The organism is Streptomyces sp. NPDC044719 (assembly GCF_056433405.1).
Map to the genome: position 1 here is coordinate 1,233,947 of NZ_JBWKHE010000001.1, position 26,746 is coordinate 1,260,692.

At 70.1% G+C, this 26,746-nt stretch carries 24 protein-coding genes and 5 tRNA genes; 17 read left to right on the forward strand and 12 right to left on the reverse strand.

Going from position 1 to position 26,746, the window contains the following annotated elements:
• Positions 1-40: 40 nt before the first annotated feature.
• From AC07DF_RS05735 to AC07DF_RS05770, 8 genes are all read right to left on the reverse strand, one after another.
• Complete coding sequence (locus AC07DF_RS05735; protein WP_009314218.1) at positions 41-622, reverse strand: GTP-binding protein; 582 nt, start codon at positions 620-622, stop codon at positions 41-43.
• A complete protein-coding gene (locus AC07DF_RS05740) occupies positions 603-1,181 on the reverse strand; it encodes a DUF742 domain-containing protein (RefSeq protein ID WP_184598587.1) in 579 nt (192 codons plus the stop codon). The genes AC07DF_RS05735 and AC07DF_RS05740 overlap by 20 nt, the downstream gene beginning before the upstream one ends.
• A gap of 94 nt (positions 1,182-1,275) precedes the next feature.
• Positions 1,276-1,689, reverse strand: coding sequence for a roadblock/LC7 domain-containing protein (locus AC07DF_RS05745; protein WP_003993185.1), 414 nt, complete (start codon positions 1,687-1,689; stop codon positions 1,276-1,278).
• A 10-nt stretch (positions 1,690-1,699) separates the two neighbouring features.
• Positions 1,700-5,011: a nitrate- and nitrite sensing domain-containing protein gene (locus AC07DF_RS05750; protein ID WP_478967223.1), complete on the reverse strand. Its 3,312-nt coding sequence runs from the start codon at positions 5,009-5,011 to the stop codon at positions 1,700-1,702.
• A gap of 377 nt (positions 5,012-5,388) precedes the next feature.
• Positions 5,389-5,964: a GTP-binding protein gene (locus AC07DF_RS05755; protein ID WP_104781463.1), complete on the reverse strand. Its 576-nt coding sequence runs from the start codon at positions 5,962-5,964 to the stop codon at positions 5,389-5,391.
• Positions 5,945-6,340, reverse strand: a complete 396-nt coding sequence (locus AC07DF_RS05760; RefSeq protein ID WP_053668780.1) for a DUF742 domain-containing protein — start codon at positions 6,338-6,340, stop codon at positions 5,945-5,947. Before AC07DF_RS05760 ends, AC07DF_RS05755 begins: the two co-directional genes overlap by 20 nt.
• A 110-nt stretch (positions 6,341-6,450) precedes the next feature.
• Positions 6,451-6,864 (reverse strand): roadblock/LC7 domain-containing protein, encoded by a 414-nt coding sequence (locus AC07DF_RS05765; protein ID WP_030231800.1) that lies wholly within the window; start codon positions 6,862-6,864, stop codon positions 6,451-6,453.
• Between the two features lie 9 nt (positions 6,865-6,873).
• The gene (locus AC07DF_RS05770) at positions 6,874-10,719 is read right to left on the reverse strand and encodes a sensor histidine kinase (protein WP_478967226.1); all 3,846 of its coding nucleotides are present in this window, start codon (positions 10,717-10,719) and stop codon (positions 6,874-6,876) included.
• Positions 10,720-11,318: 599 nt separating this feature from the next.
• Between AC07DF_RS05770 and AC07DF_RS05775 the strand changes: the two genes are divergently transcribed.
• The 10 genes from AC07DF_RS05775 (at position 11,319) to AC07DF_RS05820 (ending at position 17,666) form a co-directional block, all read left to right on the forward strand.
• On the forward strand, positions 11,319-11,510 hold the full coding sequence (locus AC07DF_RS05775; protein WP_478967619.1) for a hypothetical protein: 192 nt from the start codon (positions 11,319-11,321) through the stop codon (positions 11,508-11,510).
• Between the two features lie 173 nt (positions 11,511-11,683).
• On the forward strand, positions 11,684-12,460 hold the full coding sequence (locus AC07DF_RS05780) for a fumarylacetoacetate hydrolase family protein (RefSeq protein WP_471549888.1): 777 nt from the start codon (positions 11,684-11,686) through the stop codon (positions 12,458-12,460).
• The gene (gltX, locus tag AC07DF_RS05785; RefSeq protein WP_478967228.1) at positions 12,453-13,937 is read left to right on the forward strand and encodes a glutamate--tRNA ligase; all 1,485 of its coding nucleotides are present in this window, start codon (positions 12,453-12,455) and stop codon (positions 13,935-13,937) included. Before AC07DF_RS05780 ends, gltX begins: the two co-directional genes overlap by 8 nt.
• A 169-nt stretch (positions 13,938-14,106) precedes the next feature.
• Positions 14,107-16,326 carry a FlgD immunoglobulin-like domain containing protein gene (locus AC07DF_RS05790; RefSeq protein WP_478967230.1) on the forward strand — a complete coding sequence of 740 codons (2,220 nt, stop codon included), beginning with the start codon at positions 14,107-14,109 and terminating at the stop codon, positions 16,324-16,326.
• Between the two features lie 29 nt (positions 16,327-16,355).
• The gene (locus AC07DF_RS05795; RefSeq protein ID WP_478967232.1) at positions 16,356-17,087 is read left to right on the forward strand and encodes an HAD family hydrolase; all 732 of its coding nucleotides are present in this window, start codon (positions 16,356-16,358) and stop codon (positions 17,085-17,087) included.
• A 90-nt stretch (positions 17,088-17,177) separates the two neighbouring features.
• A tRNA-Gln gene (locus AC07DF_RS05800) sits at positions 17,178-17,249 on the forward strand.
• A gap of 21 nt (positions 17,250-17,270) precedes the next feature.
• Positions 17,271-17,343 (forward strand) — tRNA-Glu (locus AC07DF_RS05805).
• A 41-nt stretch (positions 17,344-17,384) separates the two neighbouring features.
• Positions 17,385-17,457: transfer RNA gene (locus tag AC07DF_RS05810), tRNA-Glu, on the forward strand.
• Between the two features lie 20 nt (positions 17,458-17,477).
• Positions 17,478-17,549: transfer RNA gene (locus AC07DF_RS05815), tRNA-Gln, on the forward strand.
• 44 nt (positions 17,550-17,593) lie between these two features.
• Positions 17,594-17,666 (forward strand) — tRNA-Glu (locus AC07DF_RS05820).
• A 184-nt stretch (positions 17,667-17,850) separates the two neighbouring features.
• Here the strand turns inward: AC07DF_RS05820 and ndgR are convergent.
• Positions 17,851-18,567 carry an IclR family transcriptional regulator NdgR gene (gene ndgR / locus AC07DF_RS05825; protein WP_184598579.1) on the reverse strand — a complete coding sequence of 239 codons (717 nt, stop codon included), beginning with the start codon at positions 18,565-18,567 and terminating at the stop codon, positions 17,851-17,853.
• A 194-nt stretch (positions 18,568-18,761) separates the two neighbouring features.
• On the opposite strand from ndgR, the gene leuC reads away from it, so the two are divergent.
• The 4 genes from leuC to AC07DF_RS05845 all read left to right on the forward strand — a co-directional run bounded on the left by leuC (position 18,762) and on the right by AC07DF_RS05845 (position 22,078).
• Positions 18,762-20,192 carry a 3-isopropylmalate dehydratase large subunit gene (gene leuC, locus AC07DF_RS05830; protein WP_478967235.1) on the forward strand — a complete coding sequence of 477 codons (1,431 nt, stop codon included), beginning with the start codon at positions 18,762-18,764 and terminating at the stop codon, positions 20,190-20,192.
• A 6-nt stretch (positions 20,193-20,198) separates the two neighbouring features.
• Positions 20,199-20,792 carry a 3-isopropylmalate dehydratase small subunit gene (gene leuD / locus AC07DF_RS05835; RefSeq protein WP_478967237.1) on the forward strand — a complete coding sequence of 198 codons (594 nt, stop codon included), beginning with the start codon at positions 20,199-20,201 and terminating at the stop codon, positions 20,790-20,792.
• 277 nt (positions 20,793-21,069) lie between these two features.
• Positions 21,070-21,300, forward strand: coding sequence for an SCO5555 family protein (locus AC07DF_RS05840; protein ID WP_382592352.1), 231 nt, complete (start codon positions 21,070-21,072; stop codon positions 21,298-21,300).
• 136 nt (positions 21,301-21,436) lie between these two features.
• On the forward strand, positions 21,437-22,078 hold the full coding sequence (locus AC07DF_RS05845) for an HU family DNA-binding protein (RefSeq protein WP_215118325.1): 642 nt from the start codon (positions 21,437-21,439) through the stop codon (positions 22,076-22,078).
• A gap of 71 nt (positions 22,079-22,149) precedes the next feature.
• Here AC07DF_RS05845 and AC07DF_RS05850 read toward each other — a convergent pair whose 3' ends face one another.
• Both AC07DF_RS05850 and cofC read right to left on the reverse strand, forming a co-directional pair.
• Positions 22,150-22,353, reverse strand: coding sequence for a hypothetical protein (locus AC07DF_RS05850; protein ID WP_184598572.1), 204 nt, complete (start codon positions 22,351-22,353; stop codon positions 22,150-22,152).
• Positions 22,354-22,362: 9 nt separating this feature from the next.
• Entirely contained in the window at positions 22,363-23,001 is a 639-nt protein-coding gene (gene cofC, locus AC07DF_RS05855; RefSeq protein WP_478967240.1) for a 2-phospho-L-lactate guanylyltransferase, read from the reverse strand.
• Positions 23,002-23,160: 159 nt separating this feature from the next.
• Here cofC and AC07DF_RS05860 point away from each other — a divergent pair, with 159 nt between their 5' ends.
• Genes AC07DF_RS05860 through AC07DF_RS05870 form a run of 3 tightly spaced genes read left to right on the forward strand, consistent with a single transcriptional unit; the run spans position 23,161 to position 26,188 of the window.
• Positions 23,161-23,964: a lysophospholipid acyltransferase family protein gene (locus AC07DF_RS05860; protein WP_478967242.1), complete on the forward strand. Its 804-nt coding sequence runs from the start codon at positions 23,161-23,163 to the stop codon at positions 23,962-23,964.
• A complete protein-coding gene (locus tag AC07DF_RS05865; protein ID WP_478967244.1) occupies positions 23,961-24,971 on the forward strand; it encodes an NAD(P)H-dependent glycerol-3-phosphate dehydrogenase in 1,011 nt (336 codons plus the stop codon). Before AC07DF_RS05860 ends, AC07DF_RS05865 begins: the two co-directional genes overlap by 4 nt.
• A 59-nt stretch (positions 24,972-25,030) precedes the next feature.
• Complete coding sequence (locus AC07DF_RS05870; RefSeq protein WP_478967246.1) at positions 25,031-26,188, forward strand: D-alanine--D-alanine ligase family protein; 1,158 nt, start codon at positions 25,031-25,033, stop codon at positions 26,186-26,188.
• Between the two features lie 24 nt (positions 26,189-26,212).
• Here AC07DF_RS05870 and AC07DF_RS05875 read toward each other — a convergent pair whose 3' ends face one another.
• A complete protein-coding gene (locus AC07DF_RS05875; protein WP_478967248.1) occupies positions 26,213-26,731 on the reverse strand; it encodes a DUF3515 domain-containing protein in 519 nt (172 codons plus the stop codon).
• Between the last annotated feature and the right edge of the window lie 15 nt (positions 26,732-26,746).

The following is a 26,746-nucleotide window of genomic DNA, read 5'->3' on the forward strand; positions in this document are numbered from 1 at the left end:
GCAACCCAGAGGCCGCCAGGGGCTGTCCCACAGCAATCAATTACCGAAGCCGCGCCATAAGCGCATGCTCGACCAGCGTGATCAACGCAGACTTCGCATCGGCCCGATGCCGTGCGTCCGTCGTGATGATCGGCGTGTCCGGCCCGATCTGCAGAGCCTCCCGCACCTCGTCCGGGTTGTACGGCTGCTGCCCGTCGAACCCGTTCAGCGCGATCACGAACGGCAGACCCGAGTTCTCGAAGTAGTCGACGGCCGGGAAGCAGTCGGCCAGACGCCGCGTGTCCACCAGCACGATCGCGCCGATGGCACCGCGCACCAGGTCGTCCCACATGAACCAGAAGCGGTCCTGACCGGGCGTACCGAAGAGGTACAGGATCAGGTCCTGGTCCAGGGTGATACGGCCGAAGTCCATGGCGACCGTGGTGGTCGTCTTGTCCCCGGTGTGGGTGAGGTCGTCGATGCCGGCCGAAGCTGACGTCATGACGGCCTCGGTACGCAGCGGGTTGATCTCCGAGACGGCCCCGACGAACGTGGTCTTGCCCACGCCGAAGCCACCCGCCACCACGATCTTCGCTGAGGTGGTGGAGCGGGAAGGACCGCCGCTAGAGCTTGCGAAGTCCACTGAGCACCCTTTCGAGCAGTGTCACGTCTGGCTGGCCGCCGGCGTTCTCGTCGCCGCCGGGCTGATGGATGGCGACCAGTCCCGCCTCCGCCAAGTCGGCGACGAGGATCCTGGCCACGCCGAGAGGGATCGTGAGGAGCGCCGAGATCTCGGCGACCGACTTGATTTCCCGGCAGAGGTTGCAGATCCGCTGATGCTCGGGCAACTGGCCCTGCATCTGGTGCGGCTGCGCAGTGGTGTGCACCAGCGCCTCGATGGCGAGCTGGTAGCGCGGGCGGGTCCGGCCGCCGGTCATGGCGTACGGACGCACCAGCGGGTTGTTCGACGCCCCGGCGGGCGCCGGCTCGGGGGTGCGGCGCTGCGGCTGCACAGGCTGGATACGCGGGGCCGGCGGCTGGTCGTACGGCGACGGGCCGGGGCCCTGCGGCGCGTACGGCTGCCGGTGACTCGGCGTGGAGGGGAAGTTGTAACGGTTCGGGTTCTGGGCACCGTCGTTCTGGCCCTGGGCAGGACCGTACGACCAGTTGCCCGAAGACGAACCGCCTGGGGGTGTTGCCACTTTCTCCTCCTCCGACTGTGCCTGGCACCCATCGCTGTGAAGCCGCGTCCCGAAACTTTACGGCCACGGGGCGCCAAAACGCACCGTCCGTCCGTTAGTTGAGCAGGCTCCCCTGGAGCTCCGCACGAAGGTCCGGTGTCAGGACCGTACCGGCTCGGTCGACCAGCAGTGCCATCTCGTACCCGATGAGACCGATGTCCGCCTCGGGATGCGCGAGAACCGCGAGGGAAGAGCCGTCGGATACGGACATGATGAAGAGGAATCCCCGCTCCATCTCCACAACCGTCTGGTTCACAGCGCCTCCCTCGAAGATCCGGGAGGCGCCCGCCGTCAGTGACGTCAGACCGGAAGCGACGGCCGCGAGCTGGTCGGCACGATCGCGGGGGAAGCCTTCGGACATCGCCAGAAGGAGTCCGTCGGCGGAGACCACCACCGTGTGGGACACCCCCGGGGTGTTGTCCACGAAGTTGGTGATCAACCAGTTCAGGTTCTGTGCCGCCTGGCTCATCGGGCTCACACTAACGCTCCTGGTTGTAGGTGCTGTCAGGACCGAAGCCCTGGCCGTTCGTTTCACTGCCTGCGTTGCGTCCGCGTTCCACGCCGCGGCGCAGGTTGCTCAGCCTGCCCCGGACGTCCTCCGGGGCGCGGGAGACCTGGGGGCCTCCCTGGGGGGTGCTCTCGGCGGCACCCTCGATCAGGTTGGCCTTGGGTACCCGCCTCGGCAGACCGGAGGAGGTGACCCCGCCGGCCCTCGGCTTCCGGAGCTGCGAAGCCTGCTGCCACCGCTCGTCGTTCGCCGAGCGCCAGTCGCTGCCGCCGGTGCTCTCCGGGGTGGAAGCCGGAGGCTCCTGGCTGGCGTGCCGCGCGCCGCCCGTGCCGTTCGCACCGCTCGCAGTGGATCCGCGGCTGGGGAGTCCCGCGTCGGTCATCGAGTGGGCGGCGGACTGGGCCGGTCCCGGACGGTCGAAGCCTACGCGGTCCTGCTCACTTGCGTCAGCGGCCTGCGCAGATTCCGTTTCCTGGGCCTGAGAAGGGTACTGGCTCGGGTAGCCGTTCTGGTAACCGTCCTGCTGCGGCCAGTCGTCCTGGTGACGACGCTGCTCGAAGGCGGGGAAGCTGTCGGGCACGCCCGCACCCGGCGCCGAGGGCTCCTGCTGGGCCGGCTCCGCATAGGAGGGGTCCGGGTAGCCGCCGTTCGGCGAGAAGGTGTCGTTCTGCGGCATGCCGCCGTTCGGCGCGAAGTACTGCTCGTCGTACGCGGGGCGCTGCGGCTCCTCGTACGCCGTGTGCCGCTGGTCCTCGTACTGCGCCTGCTGGTCCTCGTACGTCGCCTGACGGTCGTACGCGGAGGGCTGCTGCTGGGGGTAGCCGGTCTGGCCCGTGTCGTAGGCCTGGCCGGTGTCGTAGCCCTGCGGTCCGTTGAAGTCCTCGGGGTACGCATGCCCCTCGTCGGGGTCCTGCTGGTTCCGCCCGGGCAGGGCGGGCTGCTCGTGCGACTGGGCCTCCAGGGCCGCCCTGCGCTCCTCGCGCATCAGGGAGCGGCCGACGGGGTCCAGCTCACGTATGTCGTCGGGCACCTCGGAGTAGCGGCTGTCGTCGAAGCCGAGCTCCGCGGCCGTGCGCATGGGCTGCTGGTTGAAGTTCTCGCCGCCGAAGTTCTGCTCCGGGATGATCTGCGAGACGGTGAACTCGTCGCGGTCCACGTGCTGCTCGCCGCCACCACCGTGGGTGATCGCGTCCGGCAGCATGACCAGCGAGGTCGTACCGGCCTGCTCGCCCGAGGGGCGCAGCTGGACGCGGATGCCGTGCCGGTCGGACAGCCGGCCGACCACGAAGAGGCCCATGCGCTGCGAGATCGCGGCGTCCACCGTCGGCGGGTTGGCCAGCTTGTGGTTGATGTCCGCGAAGTCCTCGGCGGTGAGGCCGATGCCCTTGTCGTGGATCTCGATCATGACCCGGCCGTCGGGGAGACGGGTGGCGGTCACGCGAACCTTGGTCTGCGGGGAGGAGAACGTCGTCGCGTTCTCCAGCAGCTCGGCGAGCAGGTGCACGAGGTCGGTCACGGCACGGCCGTGGATCTCGGCCTCCGGGACACCGGACAGCTCGATGCGCTCGTACTGCTCCACCTCGGAGGAGGCGGCGCGCAGCACGTCGACCAGCGGCACCGGCTGGTCCCAGCGGCGGCCGGGCTCCTCGCCGGCGAGGACCAGGAGGTTCTCGCCGTTACGGCGCATACGGGTCGCGAGGTGGTCCAGCCGGAAGAGGTTCTCCAGCTGGTCCGGGTCGGCCTCGTTGTTCTCCAGGTCGGTGATTAGGGTCAGCTGGCCCTCGATCAGCGACTGGTTGCGGCGCGACAGGTTGGTGAAGATCGCGTTGATGTTGCCCCGCAGCAGGGCCTGCTCGGCGGCGAGCCGGACGGCCTCACGGTGGACCTGGTCGAAGGCGCGGGCGACTTCGCCGATCTCGTCCGTGGTGGTGATCGGGATGGCCTGGACCCGGGTGTCGACGCGGCCGGGGTCGGTGCGTGAGAGCTGGTCGACCAGCATCGGCAGACGCTGCTCGGCGATGCCGAAGGCGGCGTTGCGCAGCTGGCGCATCGAGCGGCTCATCTGGCGGGCCACCGCACCGGCCAGGATGAAGGCCAGGAGCAGGGCGACCACGACGGCGGCACCGGTGATGTAGGCGTCGCGCTGGGCGTCGTCGGCGATGTCGGAGGCTTCGCTCACGGCCTTGTCGGCCATGTCCGCCTCGATCTTCTCGTACGCGTTGAACTTGAGCGTGTTGACCGCCCACCAGTTCTCGGCGGTGATGCCCTTCTCGCCGAGTGCGGCACGGGCGCTCGGGTCGGTGCTCGGCAGCGTCGCGACGGCCGAGACCATCGTCGTCGGGTTGGCCGGCGGGGCGACGTAGTCCGGGTTCTTGGCCTTGGCCTCCCGGGCCATCGCGGCGCCGTCGGCCTTGAGCTTCGCCTCGGCCGTCTTGAGCTTGGCCGCGTCCTGCTCGGTACCGCCGCCGATGTACTCCTCGATGGCGATGCGCTCGAGGTAGGCGTACGAGGACAGGGCGATGCGCTGGCTGGCCAGGTTGCCGTCGTCCGGGCCCGGCTTGACCAGGATGTGCATGCCGATCGAGCGCTGCAGCGACAGGGCCGCCTTGGTGAGCTCGATGGCGTACACGGTCCGGCCGTAGCTGGTGATGTTTCCGGTGCCCAGGCCGAGCTCGTTGGCGAACTCCGTCAGCGGGTGGGCGACCTCGACGTAGCCCTCCTCGGTCTGCACACCCTTGAGCTTGGAGGTGTACGCGACCTGGCGCAGGGTCTGCAGCTTCGGCTCCGCCTCGCGGAACAGCTTCAGACGGCGCTCGAGGCCCGGCTTGGCCGGCATGCTCTGGGCCGCGGTGTCGAAGGCGTCGGCGGCCTCGTCGGTGGCCTTGCGGACCTGGGTGACGGTCGCCTTGTCCTGGGCGGTCTGCGCGCTGCCCTTCAGCAGGGGCGCCGCCGAGGTGTCGCGCTCGTTGTAGAGGGCGTTGGCGTACAGCAGGGAGGCCCGCACCAGGCGTGCGGTGTTCTCCGCGTCCTCGGCCTCCTGCCAGGTGTCGATCGAGCTCTTCACCTGGAAGCCGCCCATGACGAGGCCGACCAGCACGGGTATGAGCAGGATCGCGTTGAGCCTGGTCGCCACGCGCCAGTTGCGCGGGGAGAGACGGCCGCTGCTCTCGGCAGGCGCGGCCGTCGGCTCCGAACCGGGCACGGGGGCGGGCGCCGCTGTGCGCGGCGGCGGGGTGAAGTTGCCCCGGGCCGACGGCTCGGGACTGTTCTTGCTTCGCCTCACTCGACCAACAACCTCTCGGCGGTCGGCACCAACGTTGTGCCGCAGTGTCTCAGCGCCCAACAAGTCATCGGCTGACGAGTACGTCGTTGACTATTGGGCAGTTCAGGCATTCCAGCACGACGACCTGCGCTCTTCCAAACAGTCCGGGGAGGGGATTCCGAGTGATGTAAGCCCCAGATAAAACGGTCATAAAGAGCGAGCCCCGCCAAAAGGCGGGGCGATTGTGCGCGCAGCGAGACCGGATGTGCGCGACGCGTGGCCGTACCACCCGATTCCTCTGCCGAAACGTTATGAACACCTTGGCCGACCGTGTCAAAGGACACAGTCGGCTCCGGTGTATCTACGACAACTGCCGTATGGCGCTCTCGAATTGGGTGCTACCTCAGCCGTGCCATCAAGGCGTGCTCGACCAGCGTGATCAGGGCACTCTTCGCATCGGCCCGGTGGCGGGCGTCCGTCGTGATGATCGGGGTGTCCGGCCCGATCTGCAACGCCTCGCGCACCTCCTCGGGCTGGTAGGGCTGCTGGCCGTCGAAGCCGTTCAGCGCGACGACGAAGGGCAGACCGCTGTTCTCGAAGTAGTCGACGGCCGGGAAGCAGTCGGCCAGCCGGCGCGTGTCCACCAGGACCACCGCGCCGATGGCGCCGCGCACCAGGTCGTCCCACATGAACCAGAAGCGGTCCTGGCCCGGCGTACCGAAGAGGTACAGGATCAGGTCCTGATCCAGGGTGATACGGCCGAAGTCCATGGCCACCGTGGTGGTGGTCTTGTCCCCGGTGTGGGTCAGGTCGTCGATCCCCGCGCTGGCGGAGGTCATGACGGCCTCCGTGCGCAGCGGGTTGATCTCCGAGACGGCGCCGACGAACGTGGTCTTGCCCACGCCGAAGCCGCCCGCCACCACGATCTTCGCGGACGTGGTGGAACGACCCGCGTCAGAGCTTGCGAAGTCCACTGAGCACCCTTTCGAGCAGTGTCACGTCCGGTGCGCCGGTGGCGTCGTCGCCGCCCGGCTGGTGGATCGCGACGAGACCGGCCTCCGCGAGGTCCGCGACGAGGATCCTGGCCACACCCAGCGGCATGTTGAGCAGCGCCGAGACCTCGGCGACCGACTTCACCTCACGGCACAGGTGGCAGATGCGCTGGTGCTCCGGCAGCAGCCCCATGAGCGCCGCGGGGTCCGCGGTCGTGCTGATCAGAGCCTCGATGGCCAGCTGGTAACGCGGCCGCGTCCGGCCGCCGGTCATGGCGTAAGGCCGTACCAGCGGCTGGTCGCCCTCGTCCTCGTACGGCTCCGCGTACGGATCATGAGAGGCGGGGGGCGGGGTCATGGGTCCTCCGGGCGGGACAGCAAGTCGGTCAGTCGAGCCGTCTGACTGGGCCTGTGTGGGGTGTGTGGCGGCCGGACGGTGATGTGGTGAGACGGGTGGTGCCGAACCGTTCAGTGGAGCAGACTGCCTTGGAGCTCAGCTCGCAGGTCGGGGGTGAGGACCGCGCCCGCGCGGTCGACCAGGAGCGCCATCTCGTAGCCGACGAGGCCGATGTCGCATTCGGGGTGTGCCAGGACGGCCAGCGACGAGCCGTCCGAGACGGACATCAGGAACAGGAACCCCCGCTCCATCTCCACGACCGTCTGCGCGACGTCGCCTCCCTCGAAGATCCGGGAGGCGCCTGCCGTCAGGGACGTCAGACCGGAGGCGACGGCCGCGAGCTGGTCCGCGCGGTCGCGCGGGAAGCCCTCCGACAGCGCCAGGAGGAGACCGTCGGCGGACACGACGACGGTGTGGGACACCCCGGGGGTGTTGTCCACGAAGTTGGTGATCAACCAGTTGAGGTTCTGTGCCGCCTGGCTCATCGGACTCAACTAACGCTCCTGCTGGTGAGAGGGTCGAGGGAAGCTGCCGGTCTGGGTGGACCCGGCCTGACGACCCTGTGCGATACCGCGACGGAGATTGGTCAGCCGGCCCCGGACGTCATCGGGCGCCCGGGAGATCTGCGGACCACTCTGCTGCGCCGGTTGCTGCTGAGCCGTGCCCGCGACGAGGTTCGCCCGGGGCACACGGCGCGGCAGGCCGGAGGTGGTGACACCACCCGCGGCGGGCTGGCGGACGCGCTCGGCCTGGCGGCCGAGATCGTCGTTGGGTGAACTGCGCCAGCCGGCGGGTGCGGACGACCGCTGCGGACCGGTGGGTCCCTGCGGCTGCTGCGAGGACGGAGCCGAGCCGTTGTTCTGCGGCTGCTGCTCCTGCTGGCCGTGCTGGCCGTGGAACCAGTTGGTCTCCAGCGTGTCGTACAGCGGCGTACGCCCGTCGCCCGGACCGGACGCCGGCGGCAGGGCCTCGGGCTCCTGCCGGGCGGGCCGGGCCTGCGGGGCAGGCGGCCGAGGCGCGCCGAAGTCGGACCCGCCCCGGCCGCCGTTGACCTGCGGCCGCTCGAACCGGCCCGTGCCACCGGGGTCGGCCGGCGTGGCCGGACCCGGGAGGGTGGGCCGGCCGGAGCCGCCGTCCTGGCGGGGGGCCGGGTACTGGCCGGTGGAGCCGTTGTCCTGGCGCTGCGCCGGGTACTGGCTGCCGCTGTTGTCCTGGCGGGGTGCCGGGAACTGGCCCGTGGAGCCGTTGTCGTAGGACTGCGGGGCCTGCGGTGCCGGGTACTGGCCCGTCGTGGACGACGGGTCGTGGCGGCCGGCCGGGGAGCCGAAGACGTCCGGGCGGACGAACTGACCCGGGTCCTGCGATCCGCTCGTGCCGGTGGCGAACTGGTCCGAGTGCTGGGGGCCGCCCCTGCCGAAGTCGGCGGGCGAGCCGGGGCCCTGCCGGTCGTCGTCACGTGGCACGGCCGGGATCTCCGCCGTCGCGCCCGGGCCCTGCCGGTCGTCGATCCGCGGCATCTGGGACGTGCGGGAGACGTCCGGCTCCTCGTGACCACGCGGGGTGTCCAGCGAGGAGCGCGGCACCGGCGGCTGGGCGTTCTCGTCGCTCCAGCTCGGCACGCGCGGCTGCGGGTCGCCACCGGGCAGCTCGGCCCGCGGACCGTCGCGCGGCGGCAGCTGCGGACGACGGCCCTGGCCCTGCTCGGCGTTGCCGCCCGGGCGCTGCGAGCCGCGGCCGCCACCGAAGGCGTCCTGGCCCTGCGGCCCGTTCGTGCCCGCGGCCTGCAGGCCCTGCGGGGCACCCGGGGCCTGCTGCCCGAACCCGGCACCGGCCGGAGCCGGGCGGCCCTGCGGGGGCGCGGAGGGAGCACCCTGGTCGAACAACGACGGGGACTTCTCGGGACCCTGGTGTCCGCGCGCTCCGCCCGGCGCTCCCGGACGGCCACTGTCCGCGTCCCGCCCGGGCAGCGCGGCGCGCGGGCTCTGGCCCGGACCGAGCCGGCCGGCGCCGGACGCGGCGGCACCGAAGGCACCGCCACCGGAGGGACCCGCCCCGAGCGCGCCGCCGCCCTGGCCGGCACCGGCGCCACGCCGGGCCGCGGCCGCACCGGCGGCGGCCTGCGCCGCGGCCGGACCGCCACCGCCGAGCGGCGGCTGGCCGGGCTGCTTGGGCTGGGGCTTCCTGCCGCCCTGGGCGACATCGACGGGCAGCATGACCAGCGCGGTCGTACCGCCGGAGTCGGACGGGCGCAGCTGGATGCGGATGCCGTGCCGCTGCGACAGACGACCGACCACGAACAGACCCATGCGGCGGGAGACGGAGACGTCCACCGTCGGGGGAGAGGCGAGCCGCTCGTTGATCGCGGCCAGGTCCTCCGGCGACAGACCGATACCGGTGTCGTGGATCTCGATCAGCACACGGCCGTCGGGCAGCGCGTGACCGGTGACCTTGACCTTGGTCTGCGGCGAGGAGAACGAGGTCGCGTTCTCCAGCAGCTCGGCGAGCAGGTGCACGAGGTCGTTGACGACCCGGCCGGCCACTTCGGTGGTCGGCACGGCGGCCAGTTCGATGCGCTCGTACTGCTCCACCTCGGACGCGGCGGCGCGGAGCACGTCGACCAGCGGGACCGGGCGGGTCCAGCGGCGGCCGGGCTCCTCACCCGCGAGGACGAGGAGGTTCTCACCGTTACGGCGCATGCGCGTCGCGAGGTGGTCGAGCTTGAACAGCGAGGACAGCTGGTCCGGGTCGGCCTCGCGGGACTCCAGTTCGGAGATGAGCGACAGCTGACGCTGGATGAGGCCCTGGGAGCGGCGCGAGAGGTTGGTGAACATCGCGTTGACGTTGCCCCGCAGCAGGGCCTGCTCGGCGGCGAGGCGGACCGCCTCGCGGTGCACGTCGTCGAAGGCCGCGGCCACCCGGCCGATCTCGTCCCGGGAGTGCACACCGACCGACTCCACGGACGTGTCGACGTCCTGCGGGTCGGACTCGGAGAGCTGCTTGACCAGCTCGGGCAGCCGGTCGGAGGCGACCTTGGTCGCGGTCTCCTCCAGGCGGCGCAGCGAGCGGATCATGGAGCGGGCCACGACGAAGGCGCCGACCAGCGACACACCGAGCACGATCAGGATCAGCGCACCGGAGATGATCGCGTCGCGCTCGGTGGCGCTGCGCAGCTCGCGGGCCTTCTGTTCCATCTCCTCGAGCAGCGTGTGCTCGATGTTCTTCATCTGCTGGATCTTGGTGGAGCTGTCGTCCAGCCAGTCGCGGTAGGACCGCTTGTCCTGCTGGGCGAGACCGCTCGCGGAGACCAGGGCACGGCCCGCGTAGGTGTCGGTGGCCTTGATCGTGGAGTTGCCGCCGTCCTCGATCGGCTTCAGCAGCTCGGCGGCGGCGTCCTCGCCGTAGATGCTCTTGAAGCTGCGGATCTCGGACTTCTGGCTCTCCAGGGACGACTCGGCGTAGAGCCGGTCGTTCGGCGAGAGCTTGCCGGTCGTGGTGTTGCTCGCGGGCAGCGCCGCCGCGAGGGCCGCGCGCTGGATGGAGGAGTACTCCTTGGCGGAGGAGAAGGCCGCCAGTGCCCGGGTGCGCTGGATCATGTCCGGGTTGCTGGTCGCCTCGGCCATGTCCTGGGAGAGGTCGACCAGGTTCTCGATCAGACGGTGGTACGCCTCGATCGTCTGCGTGGAGTTGCCGTCGGAGGCGTAGGCGCTCTTGCGGATCTGCGCCAGGTCGCCCAGCTCGCCGGCGAGCTGGATGAGGTACTCGCGGACGCCCTTGAGGTTGCCTTCCTTGCTGGCGCTGTCGATCTCCTCGGAACTGTCGAGGAAGTTCTTCATCGCCCGGTCGGTCTTCTCGCGCAGACCCTTGACCGTGAAGTCGGTCGCCTTGCCGCCGTGCGCGAGCGGGCCGGCCGACTGGTCGCGCTCCTCCTGGAGCGCGGCCGACAGCTCGGTGGCCTGCTTGGTCATGTCCGTCAGCAGCTTCATGTTGTCGAGCTGCTGGATGTCGTCCATGGACTGGTTGATACGCAGCGCGCCCAGCGAGGTGGCCGCGACCACCGGGAGGGCGAGCAGCGAGACCAGTCGGGTGGAGATGCGCCAGTTGCGCAGGGCTATTCGCGGGCCGGGGCCGGTGGGGCCCGTCGGCGGCTTCAGCGCCGGGGACGGATTCGAGGCCCCCGAGGGGGCCGATGGACCGGACCGCCCTGAGTGCTCACCGCCGTCGCCGGCCGAGCCCGGGTTCTGGGCGTGCTGGGGCGCGGGGCCGCCCTTCATGGCGCCAGTCCCGCCGTGCGGCTCCGGCTCCGCCGAAGCGCTGCCATCCCTCTTGAAACGTCCCTGCACTAGCGTCGCAACCTCTGGACCAGGCACCCCGTCGCGTCAGCGGCGGGGCACGGTGTCGGCGTTCTGGGGACGCCCTGAGTACGCCCCGTGGTGGTCGTGAGTGACCGGCGCTGGCTCCCCCTTCTCGCCGCCACTCGGCGCGTCTGTGCGCCCCCTGTGCGCCGGCTCGATCCTGCGGCGGTCCGTGAGATTCCAGCACAGCACAGGATCTCCAACAAGGCCCGTAGGCCAGGCCGTGACATAGGTGACACCACGTGAGGGCCGGATCACCGGTCGTAGAAAGTGAGTTCGTCCATTTCGGACGTAAGCCCGCGAGTCGCAGGGCCGCGAGGGGTGTCCCAGTCGCCATGATCAGGAGCGGAATGATGGCTTCAGGGGGTCAATGTCCGTTTCGTGGGGGTGGGGCATGAGTCCGGATTGACCGATTCGGACTCTGATTCGTGAGGAAACTCACATGCTGATCATGGCCCCTCCGCGATTGGGCCGGGAATCCCATGTTTAGCCTGACGCTTTACAGAGATGGCAAAACCGACAACCCGCGCCCGGTGCGAGGTCCAAGGACCCGCCCGGCGCCGTCACAGGACAGGGTCAAGTAAACAGTGAAGACGACGACGATGTTCCACAAGATCGCAAACCCGCGACGCACGACGCTGGCGCACTTGGACGACGCCGACGAACTGCAGACGCCGGAGCAGCCGGAGCACCCCGTCGAACTCCCCGCACAGACTGCCAACCCCAAGCGAACCATCCTCACCGAGGTCCCCGTCGCGGCCGCCGCGGCCGCGGTGTGACACCAGGTAGTACGCGCACCGGCCGCCGACTGCTCAAGGCGCCGGGACACGAACATCGAGGGCGCCCTCCGACAGCGGGGGGCGCCCTTCATCATGAGCGCGGCGCGGACACCCGCCCGCGTTAGCCTGGAGCGTCAGACTCCAGCCGCTTCAGTCAAGGGGCCAAGCATCCCGTGCGCATCGCCAGATTCTCCATCGACGGGAACGTCGCCTTCGGCGCCATCGAGGGCGAAAAGCAGGACGAGCTCGTCCTGGACATCATCAAGGGCATCCCGTTCGCGGACTTCGAACTCTCCGGTACGAAGGTGCCGGTGAGCAAGGTCAGGCTGCTGCCCCCGGTGCTCCCCAACAAGGTCGTGGCCTTCGGCCGCAACTACGCCGAGCACGCCAGGGAGCTCGGCAACGAGGTCCCCGACGCCCCCTTCGCCTTCTTCAAGCCCTCCACCTCGGTGATCGGCCCCGGCGACGACATCCAGTACCCCTCCTTCTCGGAGGAGCTGCACCACGAGGCCGAGCTGGCCGTCGTCATCGGCCGGATGTGCCGCGAGGTCCCGCGCGAGCGCGTCCGGGACGTGATCTTCGGGTACACCTGCGCCAACGACATCACCGCCCGCGACGTCCAGAAGCGTGAGAAGCAGTGGGCCCGGGCCAAGGGCTTCGACTCCTCCTGCCCGCTCGGCCCCTGGGTGGAGACGGACCTGGACCCGGCCGACCTCACCATCCAGCTCACGGTCAACGGCCAGCAGCGCCAGCTGGGCCGTACGAGCGAGATGATCCACTCCATCGAGGATCTGATCGTCAACATCTCCGAGGCCATGACGCTGCTCCCCGGCGACGTGATCCTCACGGGCACCCCGGCTGGGGTCGGCCCCCTGAACGTCGGCGACGAGGTCGCCGTCACCATCGAAGGCATCGGCACTCTCACCAACAAGGTTGTCAAGCGTGGCTAGCGCACCCGGCACTCCCGTACGCGTCCGTTTCTGTCCGTCGCCCACCGGTAACCCCCACGTGGGCCTGGTGCGCACCGCCCTGTTCAACTGGGCGTTCGCCAAGCACCACCAGGGCACCCTGGTCTTCCGCATCGAGGACACCGACGCGGCCCGCGACTCCGAGGAGTCGTACACCCAGCTGCTCGACTCGATGCGCTGGCTGGGCTTCGACTGGGACGAGGGCCCCGAGATCGGCGGCCCGCACGCGCCGTACCGCCAGTCGCAGCGCATGGACCTGTACAAGGACGTCGCGGCCAAGCTGCTCGACGCCGGCCACGCCTACCGCTGCTACTGCTCCCAGGACGAGCTGGACACCCGCCGCGAGGCCGCCCGCGCCGCCGGCAAGCCCTCCGGCTACGACGGCCACTGCCGCGAGCTGACCGACGCCCAGGTCGCGGAGTACAAGGCCCAGGGCCGGGAGCCGATCGTCCGCTTCCGGATGCCCGACGAGACGATCACCTTCACGGACCTGGTCCGCGGCGAGCTGACCTTCACCCCGGAGAACGTCCCGGACTACGGCATCGTCCGCGCCAACGGCGCCCCGCTCTACACGCTGGTCAACCCGGTCGACGACGCCCTGATGGAGATCACCCACGTCCTGCGCGGCGAGGACCTGCTCTCCTCCACCCCGCGCCAGATCGCCCTGTACAAGGCGCTGACCGAGCTGGGCATCGCCAAGGAGATCCCCTCCTTCGGCCACCTGCCCTACGTCATGGGCGAGGGCAACAAGAAGCTCTCCAAGCGCGACCCGCAGTCGTCCCTCAACCTCTACCGGGAGCGCGGCTTCCTCCCGGAGGGCCTGCTCAACTACCTCTCCCTGCTCGGCTGGTCCCTCTCGGCCGACCAGGACGTCTTCTCGATCGACGAGATGATCGCGGCGTTCGAGATCTCCGACGTGAACCCCAACCCGGCCCGCTTCGACCTGAAGAAGTGCGAGGCCATCAACAGCGACCACATCCGCCTGCTGGATGTGAAGGACTTCACCGAGCGCTGCCGCCCCTGGCTCCAGGCCCCGTTCGCCCCCTGGGCCCCGGAGGCCTTCGACGAGGCGAAGTGGCAGGCCATCGCGCCGCACGCGCAGACCCGCCTCAAGGTGCTCTCCGAGATCACCGACAACGTCGACTTCCTGTTCCTGCCGGAGCCGGCCGAGGACGAGGCCAGCTGGACCAAGGCCATGAAGGAAGGCTCGGACGCCCTCCTGCGCACCGCCCGCGAGAAGCTGGAGGCCGCCGACTGGACCTCCGCCGAGTCGCTGAAGGAGGCCGTCCTGGCCGCCGGTGAGGCCCACGGCCTCAAGCTCGGCAAGGCCCAGGCCCCCGTCCGTGTCGCCGTCACCGGCCGCACGGTCGGCCTGCCGCTCTTCGAGTCCCTGGAGGTCCTGGGCAAGGAGCGGACCCTGGCCCGCATCGACGCGGCGCTGGCGAAGCTGGCCGCGTAACGCACCACCCACCACGAGGGCGGCGTCCGCTTCGGACGCCGCCCTCGTGGTGTCCGCCCAGCCGTCACCCGGAATTCACCCCTCCGGCCAACTTCCGTCCCCTGCGGAGACGTTGGATGCCCCCTGTGCACACGGTGCGCGTGTGCGCCCTGGTACCGGGGGAGAGAGCATGAGCCGTTCACGAAGACTCGTCCACGCGGCCGTCGGCGGGGCCCTGACCCTGTCCTGCACCGTGCTGCCGGCCGCACCCGCGCAGGCGGCGCCCGGCGCCGATGCGCCGGTGGGCACGGTGCGTCTCGTCACCGAGAAGCGCGTGACCGTCGACTACCCGTGGGCCGGCGCCTCCGGCTTCCAGTACCGGCCGGGCACCACGTCTGTCACCACGGTGGACTACCCCGACACGGTCCCCCCGGCCCACGCCGGCCCGGACGACCTGGCCAGCGGCACCGACGTCGTGAACACCCGCGACGGCCAAACCGTCACGCAGAGGCACCGCTCCACAGGCGTCACCGCCACCGTCACGGTCCCCTCCGGCCACGCCGTCCGCGCCACCGTCGGCTGGAGCGTGCTCACCATGGACGGCACCGGCGCCCTGCACGTGCTGCGCGCCGCCGCCGACGGCACCACCAGCGACACCCCGGTCACCGGCCTCCCCACGGACGCCCGCCCCGTCCACTACCGCACCGGCGGCTCGGTCAGCCGCCTCGCGATCGTGTACGTGCTGGACGACAAGACCTCCGTCGGCCTGGTCGACCTGGCGGACGGCGCCTTCCGCACCTACGTCACCAGCGGCGAGGCCACCCCGCAGATCGCCTTCAACGACCGCTGGCTGGTCGCCGACTGGAAGGCGATCCGGGTGGACGCCGGGCCCGGCACCGAGCCCACCGCCCTCATCAGGACCGACGCCCAGCTCGAAGCCGTCGTCGGCGACCAACTCCTCATCGGCAACCCCACCTTCGTCGTCGGCGGCACCGAAGCCGCGCTGACCGCCCGCTCCCTCGTCACCGGCACCACCAGCACCGTGCTCGCCTCGTCGTTCGGCGGCATCGGCCCGTCCCTGGACGGAGGCGCCCTCGCCACCGCCGGACCCTCCAGCCTCGACTGGAACATCCACCGCATCACCCCCACCGACAACGGTGGCCTCACCACCACCAGGGTGGCTCAGGTCCCCGCCTTCGCGACCCGGGTGGAGGGACTGGCCGTCGCCGGCGGCGAGTTGTTCCTCTACGGCACCACACCGGGCGGCTCCTACCGGTACAACAGCTTCCAGCTGGACGCCGCCGGCAAGCCCACCGGCTCCCAGACCCGCCGCAGCCCGGGCCTGGCGGCGCCCCGCTGCCTCACCGGCGACGCCGCCTGTCCCCAACTGGAGGCCCTGGGCGACGGCCGCGTCGCCTCCCTGTGGACCAACGACGCGGGCCAGGAATCCGTCCTCAACGTCGGCCTCGACACCACCACCATCGCCAACGCCCCCACGGACGGCGACTCCTCGGGCCGCCTCGCCGGAAGCACCGGCCGCTACGCGCTCTACAACGGCGGCTCCGGCACCCAGCGGATCACCGACTTCCCGCGCGCCGCGACCAGCGGCACGACCACCCTCACCCGCGCCCGCACCACCGCCGCCGTCTGGGGGCAGACCCTGTGGACCCCGGGCAGCGCCCAGGGCGCGGTCACCGGCCGCAACCTCAAGACCGGCACGACCACCACCATCGCCACCGGCGCCCCCTGCACCCCCACCGACATCCAGGCCGTCAACACCTGGCTGTACTGGTCCTGCGGCACTTCGGCGGGCGTCTACGACCGGGCCACCAACCGCAAGATCACGGTCCCGGCCGACACCGGCCCGGCCCGCCTCGCCGACGGCTTCCTGCTCCGCGAGAACCGCACCACTCACGACCTGCTGCTCACCGACTTCCACACCGGTACGGCCACCACCCGCACCCTGGTGAAGTTGCCGGCCACCGACCAGAACACCGGCGGCAGCAACGGCCGCTGGGCCGTCGACCGCTTCGGCGGCCATATCGCCTACCTCAACGGCACGTACGGCGAGGTGTCGATCGTCCCCAGCGGCGTCCCCACCTCACCGCTCGCGCAGACAGAGGCCCAGGTCTACTCGCCGTCCGTGATCGGCAGATCGTTCCCCTGGTCACCGGTCTGGCAGCTGAACAAGCCGTCCACCTGGACCCTGACCCTGACCACGGCCTCCGGCACCGTCGTCCGCACCCTGACCGGCACCTCCACCGGAGCCGCCGTACGCCCGGCCTGGGACGGCACCACCGACACCGGTGCCGGGGCCCCCTCCGGCGGCTACACCTGGAAGCTCAGCGCCCGCCCCCGCGACGGCCAGGGGCCGGACCTCACGCTCTCCGGCACGATGACCCTGGGCTGAGCGCGGGGCGCGGTGGGTACGGTCGCACCATGAGCATCCAAGCCGTGGTCTGGGACGTCGACGACACCCTCTTCGACTACACCACCGCCGACCGCCTCGGCATGCGCGCCCACCTGATGACCGAGGGCCTGCTCGACGACTACGACACCGTCGACCAGGCCCTCGCCCGCTGGCGGGAGATCACCGACCTGCAATGGGCGCGCTTCGCGGCGGGGGAGGCCACCTTCGAGGCGCAGCGGCGCGACCGCGTACGGGTGTTCCTGGGTCAGGAGCTGACCGACGCCGAGGCCGACGCGTGGTTCCGGCGCTACCGCGCCCACTACGAGGAGGTCTGGACCCTCTTCCCTGACGTCCTGCCCGTCCTCGACGCCCTCGCCGCCAGCCACCGGCACGCCGTGCTCTCCAACTCCAGCATCCACGTCCAGGACCACAAGCTGCGCGTCCTCGGCGTCCACGACCGCTTCGAGAGCATCCTGTGCGCCGCCGAGCTCGGCGTCTCCAAGCCCGAGGCCGGCGCGTTCCTCGCCGCCTGCACGGCCCTCGATCTGCCGCCCCACCAGGTCGCCTACGTCGGTGACCACCCGGAGATCGACGGGCGGGGCGCCGCCGACGCCGGGCTGCTCTCGGTGTGGATCGACCGCGGCGGCCTGTACGCCACGATCGAGCCGCCCGTCGGTCCGCACCGCATCGCCTCCCTCGCCGAACTGCCCTCTCTGCTCGGCACGGATAGTCGTTTTGGAGCCCCGTCCACCTTCAGGTAATGTTCTTCCTGCGCCGCGGGGCCGGGCCGGAAGGCAGGAACCCCAGGCGCACAACTAGAACAAGAACCCCCTCAGGGGCTTGCGTTCCAGTGGCCTATGGTGTAATTGGCAGCACGACTGATTCTGGTTCAGTTAGTCTTGGTTCGAGTCCAGGTAGGCCAGCTCGCAGAGCTCATCTGCAAGGCCCCCGTTGTGTAGCGGCCTAGCACGCCGCCCTCTCAAGGCGGTAGCGCCGGTTCGAATCCGGTCGGGGGTACAGGGTTCCGAAGGATCGACGATCATCTCGGAACTGCTAGGGCCCCCGTTGTGTAGCGGCCTAGCACGCCGCCCTCTCAAGGCGGTAGCGCCGGTTCGAATCCGGTCGGGGGTACTGACTGGTCTAAACCACATTGGTCTATGGTGTAATTGGCAGCACGACTGATTCTGGTTCAGTTAGTCTTGGTTCGAGTCCAGGTAGACCAGCTCGGACCTGCGGCGCTGTAGTTCTAAACGCCTGCAGGCTCCACGCCCCCGTTGTGTAGCGGCCTAGCACGCCGCCCTCTCAAGGCGGTAGCGCCGGTTCGAATCCGGTCGGGGGTACACACCACGAAGGCCCCTCACCTCGGTGAGGGGCCTTCTGCGTATGCCCTAGGGGCGCGGGGAACTGCGCGAACAACCACTGACGGCCCGCGCTCGACGACGAAACCGCCCCCGTCATGGCGCTGAATCGGGGAAAGCCTGCCGCGGCGTTGAGGCCTGCTCTCCCCAAGAGCGATCAGTCGGTTCAGCCAGTCCGTCGCAGCGCCTCGGAGAGGCGCCCGGCCGCATCGATCACGGCCTGCGCATGCATCCGCCCCGGGTGACGCGTCAGACGCTCGATCGGCCCGGACACCGACACTGCGGCCACGACCCGGTTCGACGGCCCCCGCACCGGCGCGGAGACGGACGCGACACCCGGTTCGCGCTCGCCGATCGACTGGGCCCAGCCCCGTCGCCGTACGCCCGACAGGGCCGTCGCCGTGAAGCGGGCGCCCTGCAGACCGCGGTGCAGCCGCTCCGGCTCCTCCCAGGCCAGCAGGATCTGTGCCGAGGAGCCGGCCTTCATCGTGAGCGTCGAGCCGACCGGGACCGTGTCCCTCAGGCCGGACAGACGCTCCGCCGCGGCGACGCAGATCCGCATGTCGCCTTGGCGGCGGTAGAGCTGCGCGCTCTCGCCCGTGATGTCACGGACGTGGGTGAGCACCGGGCCGGCGGTGGCGAGGAGACGGTCCTCACCCGCTGCCGCGGCGAGTTCTGCCAGGCGAGGGCCGAGAATGAAACGGCCCTGCATGTCACGCGCCACCATGCGGTGGTGTTCCAGGGCCACGGCCAGGCGGTGGGCCGTGGGTCGTGCCAGTCCGGTGGCACCGACCAGGCCCGCGAGGGTGGCCGGACCGGACTCCAGAGCGCTCAGGACGAGGGCCGCCTTGTCCAGAACGCCGACGCCGCTACTGTTGTCCATGAAACGATACTCGCGTCTCACTCTGTGAAACGCAAGTTCAATTTTCCGTGGAACCCGCCACTCTTGAAGACACGAAGTCACAACGGCCCGTGACGTACGGGCCTGGCGGCGGATGCCCGGAATCGGGGCAGGGGCCCGCCTCCTCAAGATCTCTAGTTGGGCCGGCGGATCGTCGTCGGCCGGAGGGAACAGCGATGGGTAGGACACTCGCGGAGAAAGTCTGGGACGACCATGTCGTCCGGCGCGCGGAGGGCGAGCCCGACCTTCTCTTCATCGATCTGCACCTGCTGCACGAGGTGACCAGCCCGCAGGCCTTCGACGGCCTCCGCAAGAGCGGCCGCACGGTGCGGCGCCTCGACCTCACCATCGCCACCGAGGACCACAACACCCCCACCCTCGACATCGACAAGCCCATCGCCGACCCGGTCTCCCGGGTTCAGCTGGAGACGCTGCGCAAGAACGCCGCCGAGTTCGGCGTGCGTCTGCACCCGCTGGGCGACGTCGAGCAGGGCGTCGTGCACGTCGTCGGCCCGCAGCTGGGCCTGACCCAGCCCGGCACCACCGTCGTCTGCGGCGACTCGCACACCTCCACGCACGGCGCCTTCGGCGCGCTGGCGTTCGGCATCGGCACCTCCCAGGTCGAGCACGTGCTGGCCACCCAGACGCTGCCGATGTCCCGCCCGAAGACCATGGCGATCACGGTCGACGGCGAACTGCCCGACGGCGTCACCGCCAAGGACCTCATCCTGGCGATCATCGCGCGGATCGGCACCGGCGGCGGCCAGGGCTACGTCCTGGAGTACCGCGGCGAGGCCATCGAGAAGCTCTCGATGGAAGCCCGCATGACCATCTGCAACATGTCGATCGAGGCCGGCGCCCGCGCGGGCATGATCGCCCCGGACGAGACCACCTTCGCGTACCTGAAGGGCCGCCCGCACGCCCCCGAGGGCGCCGACTGGGACGCGGCCGTCGAGTACTGGAAGACGCTCAGGACGGACGAGGACGCCGAGTTCGACGCCGAGGTCGTCATCGACGCCACCGAGCTGGCGCCGTTCGTCACCTGGGGCACCAACCCCGGCCAGGGCGCACCCCTTTCGGCGTCCGTCCCCGACCCTGCATCGTACGAAGACGCATCGGAGCGCTACGCCGCCGAAAAGGCCCTGGAGTACATGGGGTTGGAGGCCGGGCAGCCGCTGCGCTCCATCAAGGTGGACACCGTCTTCGTAGGCTCCTGCACCAACGGCCGCATCGAGGACCTGCGGGCCGCGGCCGAGATCGTGAAGGACCGCAAAGTCGCCGACGGCGTACGGATGCTGGTCGTCCCGGGCTCCGCGCGGGTCGGTCTGCAGGCCGTTTCCGAGGGTCTGGACGTCGTCTTCAAGGACGCCGGCGCCGAATGGCGGCACGCGGGCTGCTCGATGTGTCTGGGCATGAACCCCGACCAGCTGGCCCCGGGTGAGCGCTCCGCGTCCACCTCCAACCGCAACTTCGAGGGCCGGCAGGGCAAGGGCGGCCGTACGCACCTGGTGTCGCCGCAGGTCGCGGCCGCGACCGCCGTCCTGGGCCACCTGGCCTCCCCGGCCGACCTGTCCGCCGCCGACACCCGTACGCCCGCTGGAGTCTGATCAGTCATGGAAGCCTTCACCACTCACACCGGCCGGGCCGTCCCGCTGCGTCGCAGCAACGTCGACACCGACCAGATCATCCCCGCCCACTGGCTCAAGAAGGTCACGCGCGACGGGTTCGAGGACGGGCTGTTCGAGGCCTGGCGCAAGGACGAGTCGTTCGTGCTCAACCAGCCCGAGCGGCAGGGCGCGACCGTCCTGGTCGCCGGCCCCGACTTCGGCACCGGCTCCTCCCGTGAGCACGCCGTCTGGGCACTGCAGAACTACGGCTTCAAGGCCGTGATCTCCTCCCGCTTCGCCGATATCTTCCGCGGCAACTCGCTCAAGAACGGCCTGCTCACAGTGGTTCTGGAGCAGAAGATCGTGGACGCGCTGTGGGAGCTCGCCGAGAAGGACCCGCAGGCCGAGATCACCGTCGACCTGGAGAGCCGCGAGGTGCGTGCCGAGGGCATCACCGCCGCCTTCGAGCTGGACGAGAACTCCCGCTGGCGGCTGCTGAACGGCCTCGACGACATCTCGATCACCCTCCGGAACGAGGAGGACATCGCCGCGTACGAGGCGAAGCGTCCCGCCTTCAAGCCGCAGACGATCCAGCTCTGATCAGGAGCACGATCCGGCGCCTGGGAACAAGGCGACTTTCGGCCACCGCAACACCCCCTCTGTACCCCCGATCAGCCCGATCGGGGGTACAGCCGTGTCTGCACCCGAACGGCCCTGTCCGCCCGGAAGGCGGCGTTCAACTTCCCGCGTTATGCCGGTGGTTGCCGGGGTACGCGAGGTGTACAGCCGCGACTTCCGCGCCTGCCCGGAAGGCCGTTTGCGGCGGCAGTTGTCCCCTGCGCAGGCGACAACTCGCCCCAGATGGCACAATCTGTGCATGGAACACGACGGCCAACTCGAGCTCTATGCGGCAGTCGCGGGCCAACTCAAGGAAGCGCACGCAAGAGTGCGCGCACTGCAAGTCCCGGAGGGCGTACGGATGGCGCTGACCCGGAAGCTGCTGGTCATTACGGCCGCGGCCAAGCACGATCTCGCCGACGCGGCAAGGCGGCTGGAACGGTTCACCGTGGACCTCGACGAGGGGCGACTCCCCGACGAGGAACGCTGAACCGGACGACACCGCCGAGTTCGTTGCGGCACAAGGGTGAGAAGCCCGTTTCGTGTTTGATTTGCGGTATATATCTGCCTAACGTGCGAAAAAGCTTGAACACTTTCGTTCTGGCGATGTCTCCGAAGGGGAAGACGTGAACAAGGCGCAGCTCGTAGAAGCGATTGCCGACAAGATGGGCGGCCGCCAGCAGGCCGCCGATGCTGTCGACCACGTACTGGACGCCATCGTCCGCGCGGTCGTCTCGGGTGAGCGGGTTTCCGTCACCGGCTTCGGTTCGTTCGAGAAGGTCGACCGTCCGGCTCGGTACGCCCGTAACCCCCAGACGGGCGAGCGGGTTCGGGTCAAGAAGACCTCCGTTCCGCGCTTCCGTGCGGGTCAGGGCTTCAAGGACCTGGTCAGCGGCTCGAAGAAGCTGCCGCGTGGCGGCGAGGTCTCGGTCAAGAAGGCGCCGAAGGGCAGCCTGACCGGCGGTGCCGGCGCGACGGTCAAGAAGGCCGCCGCGAAGAAGGCGACCGCCAAGAAGGCCGCCGCGAAGAAGACCACCGCCAAGAAGACGACGGCGAAGAAGGCGACCACGAAGACGGCGGCCGCGAAGAAGACGACGGCGAAGAAGGCGCCCGCCAAGAAGACCACGGCGACCGCCAAGAGCACCGCCGCGAAGAAGACCACCGCCAAGAAGGCCCCGGCGAAGAAGGCCACGGCCAAGAAGGCGCCCGCCAAGAAGTCGACGGCGCGCAAGACCACCGCCAAGAAGACCACCGCCCGCAAGAAGTAAGGGCGCCGGGTACTCACGCGACGGGCCGGACTCCCGCATGGAGTCCGGCCCGCGGCGTGTTCAAGCAGAGGTCAGAGGGTCTGCAGTGTCACCAGAGTGATCCTGAGGTCGTCCTTCGCGCCTTCCACCTCGATACGCACGCGCTGCCCGGGGCGCAGCAGCCTGAGACCCCCCGCGTCGAACGCAGGCGCGTCGAAGGGCACCGGGGTGCCGTCGTCCAGGAGCACCTGCCCGCTGCGGCTTTCGGGGTCGTACGTATAAGCGGTCGCCTGCATGTCCGCAGCCTACTGCCCGGGGATCAGCAACCGCGCGGCGGCCGCGGCCGTATGGGGACCGACCCCCAGGGCCAGCGCGTTGCGCAGATCGTCTCCGGTGTCCACGTCCTGGCGTACGGAATCCACGTCGGCGAGGCCGAGTTCCACGGCCCCGGACGCGTGGTGCCGGGCCCGGGAATCGGTGCCGAAGGCCGGGAGCAATTCACGGCCCGGGGCGGCTGCCAGCAGGGTCGTGCCGATTGCGGCCGCGTCCGGGAGAAATGCGCGCGGGAATTCAGAGGCCGCGTCGAGTACCCGAGTCAATTCCGGCGGACGCAGCGCCGGCAGATCGGCGTTGAGCGCGGCCACCGGACTTCCGGGGCGAGTGGACCGTATGATCCCCGCCCCGTGTGCGAGAGCGGCGTTGAGGCCGCGTCCCGGCGCGTCGGGGATGATCGCGGCGCCGAGTACCGCCAGCTCACGGCCCGCCCGGGCGTCGTCCGTGACGACTGCCACACCCCGTACCGCGGGACAGGCCAGCGCCGCCGCCACGGTGTCCTGGGCGAAGGCGAGCGCCAGGCCCGGCCGCAGCCCGTCGTCCGCGGTGTCCGCAAGCCTGCTCTTGGCCTGGGCCAGGGGTTTCAGGGGTACGACCAACGTCCACTGCACAGCTGTTCCGTCCCTCTCTTGTCGCGGTCATTGTCACCCGGGGCATCGGGCGGCGGGCGGGTCGGGGCGTACGGTGTTCTCGACAGACCGGCGGCCTGGGGCGACACTTGTGCGGCCCCCCGGTGGCCCCCGCTTCAGGCCCTAGAGGAAGGTGTCCGCGTGCCCCGCCGCAGAATCGGCTTCTGGTACCGCTTCGCTGCGGTGATCTGCAAACCGCCGCTGGTGGTTCTGCTCAGGCGGGACTGGCGCGGAATCGAGCACATTCCGGCTGATGGTGGATTTATCACCGCGGTGAACCACAATTCGCACATCGACCCCTTCGCTTACGCGCACTTTCAGTACAACACCGGGCGCGTCCCGCGATTCCTCGCGAAGAGCGGCCTTTTCAAGAGTGGATTCGTCGGGGCCGCGATGCGGGGCACCGGGCAGATCCCCGTCTACCGCGAGAGCACGGACGCGCTCAGCGCTTTCCGGGCCGCGATCGACGCCGTGAACCGCGGTGAATGCGTCGCCTTCTATCCCGAGGGCACGCTCACCCGCGACCCGGAAGGCTGGCCCATGACCGGCAAGACCGGGGCGGCGCGCGTCGCCCTGGAGACCAAGTGCCCGGTGATCCCCGTCGCCCAGTGGGGCTGCAACGAGCTGCTGCCGCCGTACGCGAAGAAGCCGCACCTCCTGCCGCGCAAGACGCACCGCGTGCTGGCCGGGCCGCCCGTTGACCTCACGCGGTTCTACGACCGGGAGATGACCGCGGAGCTGCTGAAGGAGGCCACCGAGGCCATCATGGCCGCCGTCACCGGTCAGCTGGAGGAGATCCGCGGGGAGAAGGCGCCCGCCACGCCCTACGACCCGCGCCGGGAGCGGATCGAGCAGCGGCGCCGCACCAAGGCGCAGACACAGGGGGGCGGGCAGGAATCGGTGCAGTCCGTGCAGTCGGCGCAGGAAGAGGGGCTGGGCAAGTGAGCAAGCCGGTCAAGGCGGCGGTGCTGAGCGCCGGTTCGTGGGGTACGGCGTTCGGCATGGTGCTCGCCGACGCGGGGTGCGAGGTCACCCTGTGGGGGCGCCGTCCGGAGCTCGTGGAGGCGATCAACTCCACCCGGACCAATCCCGACTACTTCCCGGGCGTCGAGCTGCCGGAGAACGTACGGGCCACCACGGACCCGGCGGCAGCCGCAGCGGACGCCGACTTCACGGTCCTTTCGGTCCCCTCGCAGACCCTGCGCGGCAACCTCGCCGAGTGGAGCCCGCTGCTCGCCCCGAACACGGTCCTCGTGTCACTGATGAAGGGCGTCGAACTCGGCTCCGCGATGCGGATGAGCGAGGTCATCGATGACGTCGCCAAGGTCGGCCCGGAGCGGATCGCCGTGGTCACCGGGCCCAACCTGGCGCGGGAGATCGCCGCGCGGATGCCGGCCGCCGCCGTGGTCGCCTGCACCGACGAGGCCGTCGCCCAGCGGCTTCAGGCCGCCTGCCACACGCCGTACTTCCGCCCGTACACCAACACCGACGTCGTCGGCTGTGAACTCGGCGGCGCGGTGAAGAACGTCATCGGGCTGGCCGTCGGCATCGCGGACGGCATGGGCCTCGGCGACAACGCCAAGGGCTCGCTCATCACCCGCGGTCTCGCCGAGACCACCCGGCTCGGCATGGCGCTCGGCGCCGACCCGCTGACCTTCTCCGGACTCGCGGGCCTGGGCGACCTGGTGGCCACCTGCTCCTCGCCGCTGTCCCGCAACCACACCTTCGGCACCAACCTCGGCAAGGGCATGACCCTGCAGGAGACCATCGCGGTCACCAAGCAGACCGCCGAGGGCGTCAAGTCCTGCGAGTCGGTGCTGGATCTGGCCCGCCGGCACGGAGTCGACATGCCGATCACCGAGACGGTCGTCGAAATCGTGCACGAGGGCAAGCCTCCGGTGGTGGCCCTCAAGGAGCTGATGTCGCGCAGCGCGAAGCCCGAACGACGCTGAGCGACGCGTCGCCGGGGGCGCTGTCTCCGGGCCCTACCAACGGGTACTCTCAACCCGATATGAGCACCGAGAACCTCCCCCAGAGCCCAGAGCAGCCGCCTCGCAAGCCGCGTGTGGCCGTCGTGTTCGGCGGGCGCAGCTCCGAACACGGGATCTCCGTGGTCACCGCCGGCGCCGTCCTCAAGGCCATCGACCGGACCAAGTACGACGTCCTGCCGATCGGCATCACCCAGGACGGCCGTTGGGCGCTCACGGCGGACGAACCGGAGCGGATGGCGATCGTCGACCGGCGCCCGCCGAGTGTCGACGCGCTGGCCGAGTCGGACGAGGGTGGAGTGATCCTCCCGGTCGACCCCGCCAACCGCGAAGTCGTCTACAGCGAGCCGGGATCGGTTCCCAAGGCGCTCGGCGAGGTCGACGTGGTCTTTCCGGTGCTGCACGGCCCGTACGGCGAGGACGGCACCCTCCAGGGCCTCCTGGAGCTCTCCGGCGTCCCGTACGTGGGTTCGGGTGTGCTCGCCTCGGCCGTCGGCCAGGACAAGGAGTACATGAAGCGGGTGTTCACCTCCTTCGGGCTCACGGTGGGCCCGTACGTGGTGGTCCGCCCGCGCGAGTGGGAGAGGGACGAGACCGCCGCCCGCAAGAAGATCGTGGACTTCGCCGGCGAGCACGGCTGGCCGCTCTTCGTGAAGCCCGCCCGCGCCGGTTCGTCGATCGGCATCACCAAGGTCGACGACCTCTCCGGACTCGACGAGGCGATCGCCGAGGCCCAGCGGCACGACCCGAAGATCCTCGTGGAGGCGGCGCTGCGCGGCCGCGAGATCGAGTGCGGCGTCCTGGAGTTCGAGGACGGCCCCCGGGCCTCCGCCCCCGCCGAGATCCCCACTCCCGAGGCGCACGCGTACTACGACTTCGAGGCCAAGTACATCGACTCGACGCCGGGGATCGTGCCCGCGCCTCTGACGGCGGAGGAGACGGCGGAGGTCCAGCGTCTGGCGGTCGACGCCTTCGAGGCGGCGTCCTGCGAGGGCCTGGTCCGCGCGGACTTCTTCCTCACCGAGGACGGCGAGTTCGTGATCAACGAGATCAACACGATGCCCGGATTCACGCCCATCTCGATGTACCCGCAGATGTGGCAGGCGAGCGGGGTGTCCTACCCGGAGCTGGTGGACCGCCTGGTGCAGGCGGCTCTTGGCCGTTCGACGGGCCTGCGCTGAATCGACCGCGCGTCGCAGGAGGTGTCAGGAGGCGATCCCCTCGGGGATCGCCTTTTTCACAGCGGCGGCCAGATCGATCAGCACCCCGGAGCTGTCCGGCCCGTCCGGCACGCGCACTTCCACGTACACCTCCCGGTTGGCGGTGGTGAACACGTGCCCCTCGTCGCCCCGCTCCTCCATCAGCCAGTCCACCCCGTTCACACCCCCGGCGACCGCGTCCGGATCACGTCCGTCCGCCACCTTGGGGTCGATCATCTTCGGCGGCTGCGGAACACCGCAGCGCAGTATGATCGCCGGGCTGCCCCAGCCCGCCGTCAGCGCCGACGCGGGCTCGGGGTCCTCACGGTGCTCACCGTCCACCTTCGCGGGCAGTACCTTGTCCAGGTTCCGGCACAGTTCCACGGCCTTGGCGCCCGGACTGGGAACCGCCGCCGACGCGCTGTCGTCTGCTGAGGAGCAGCCCGCGACAGTGATCAACAGCGCGAGAGCGGGCAGGCGGAACACGCGGAAGACAGAACGGTGCCGGTGACGGAAAGAGTTCACCGGCACAGGGTAGAC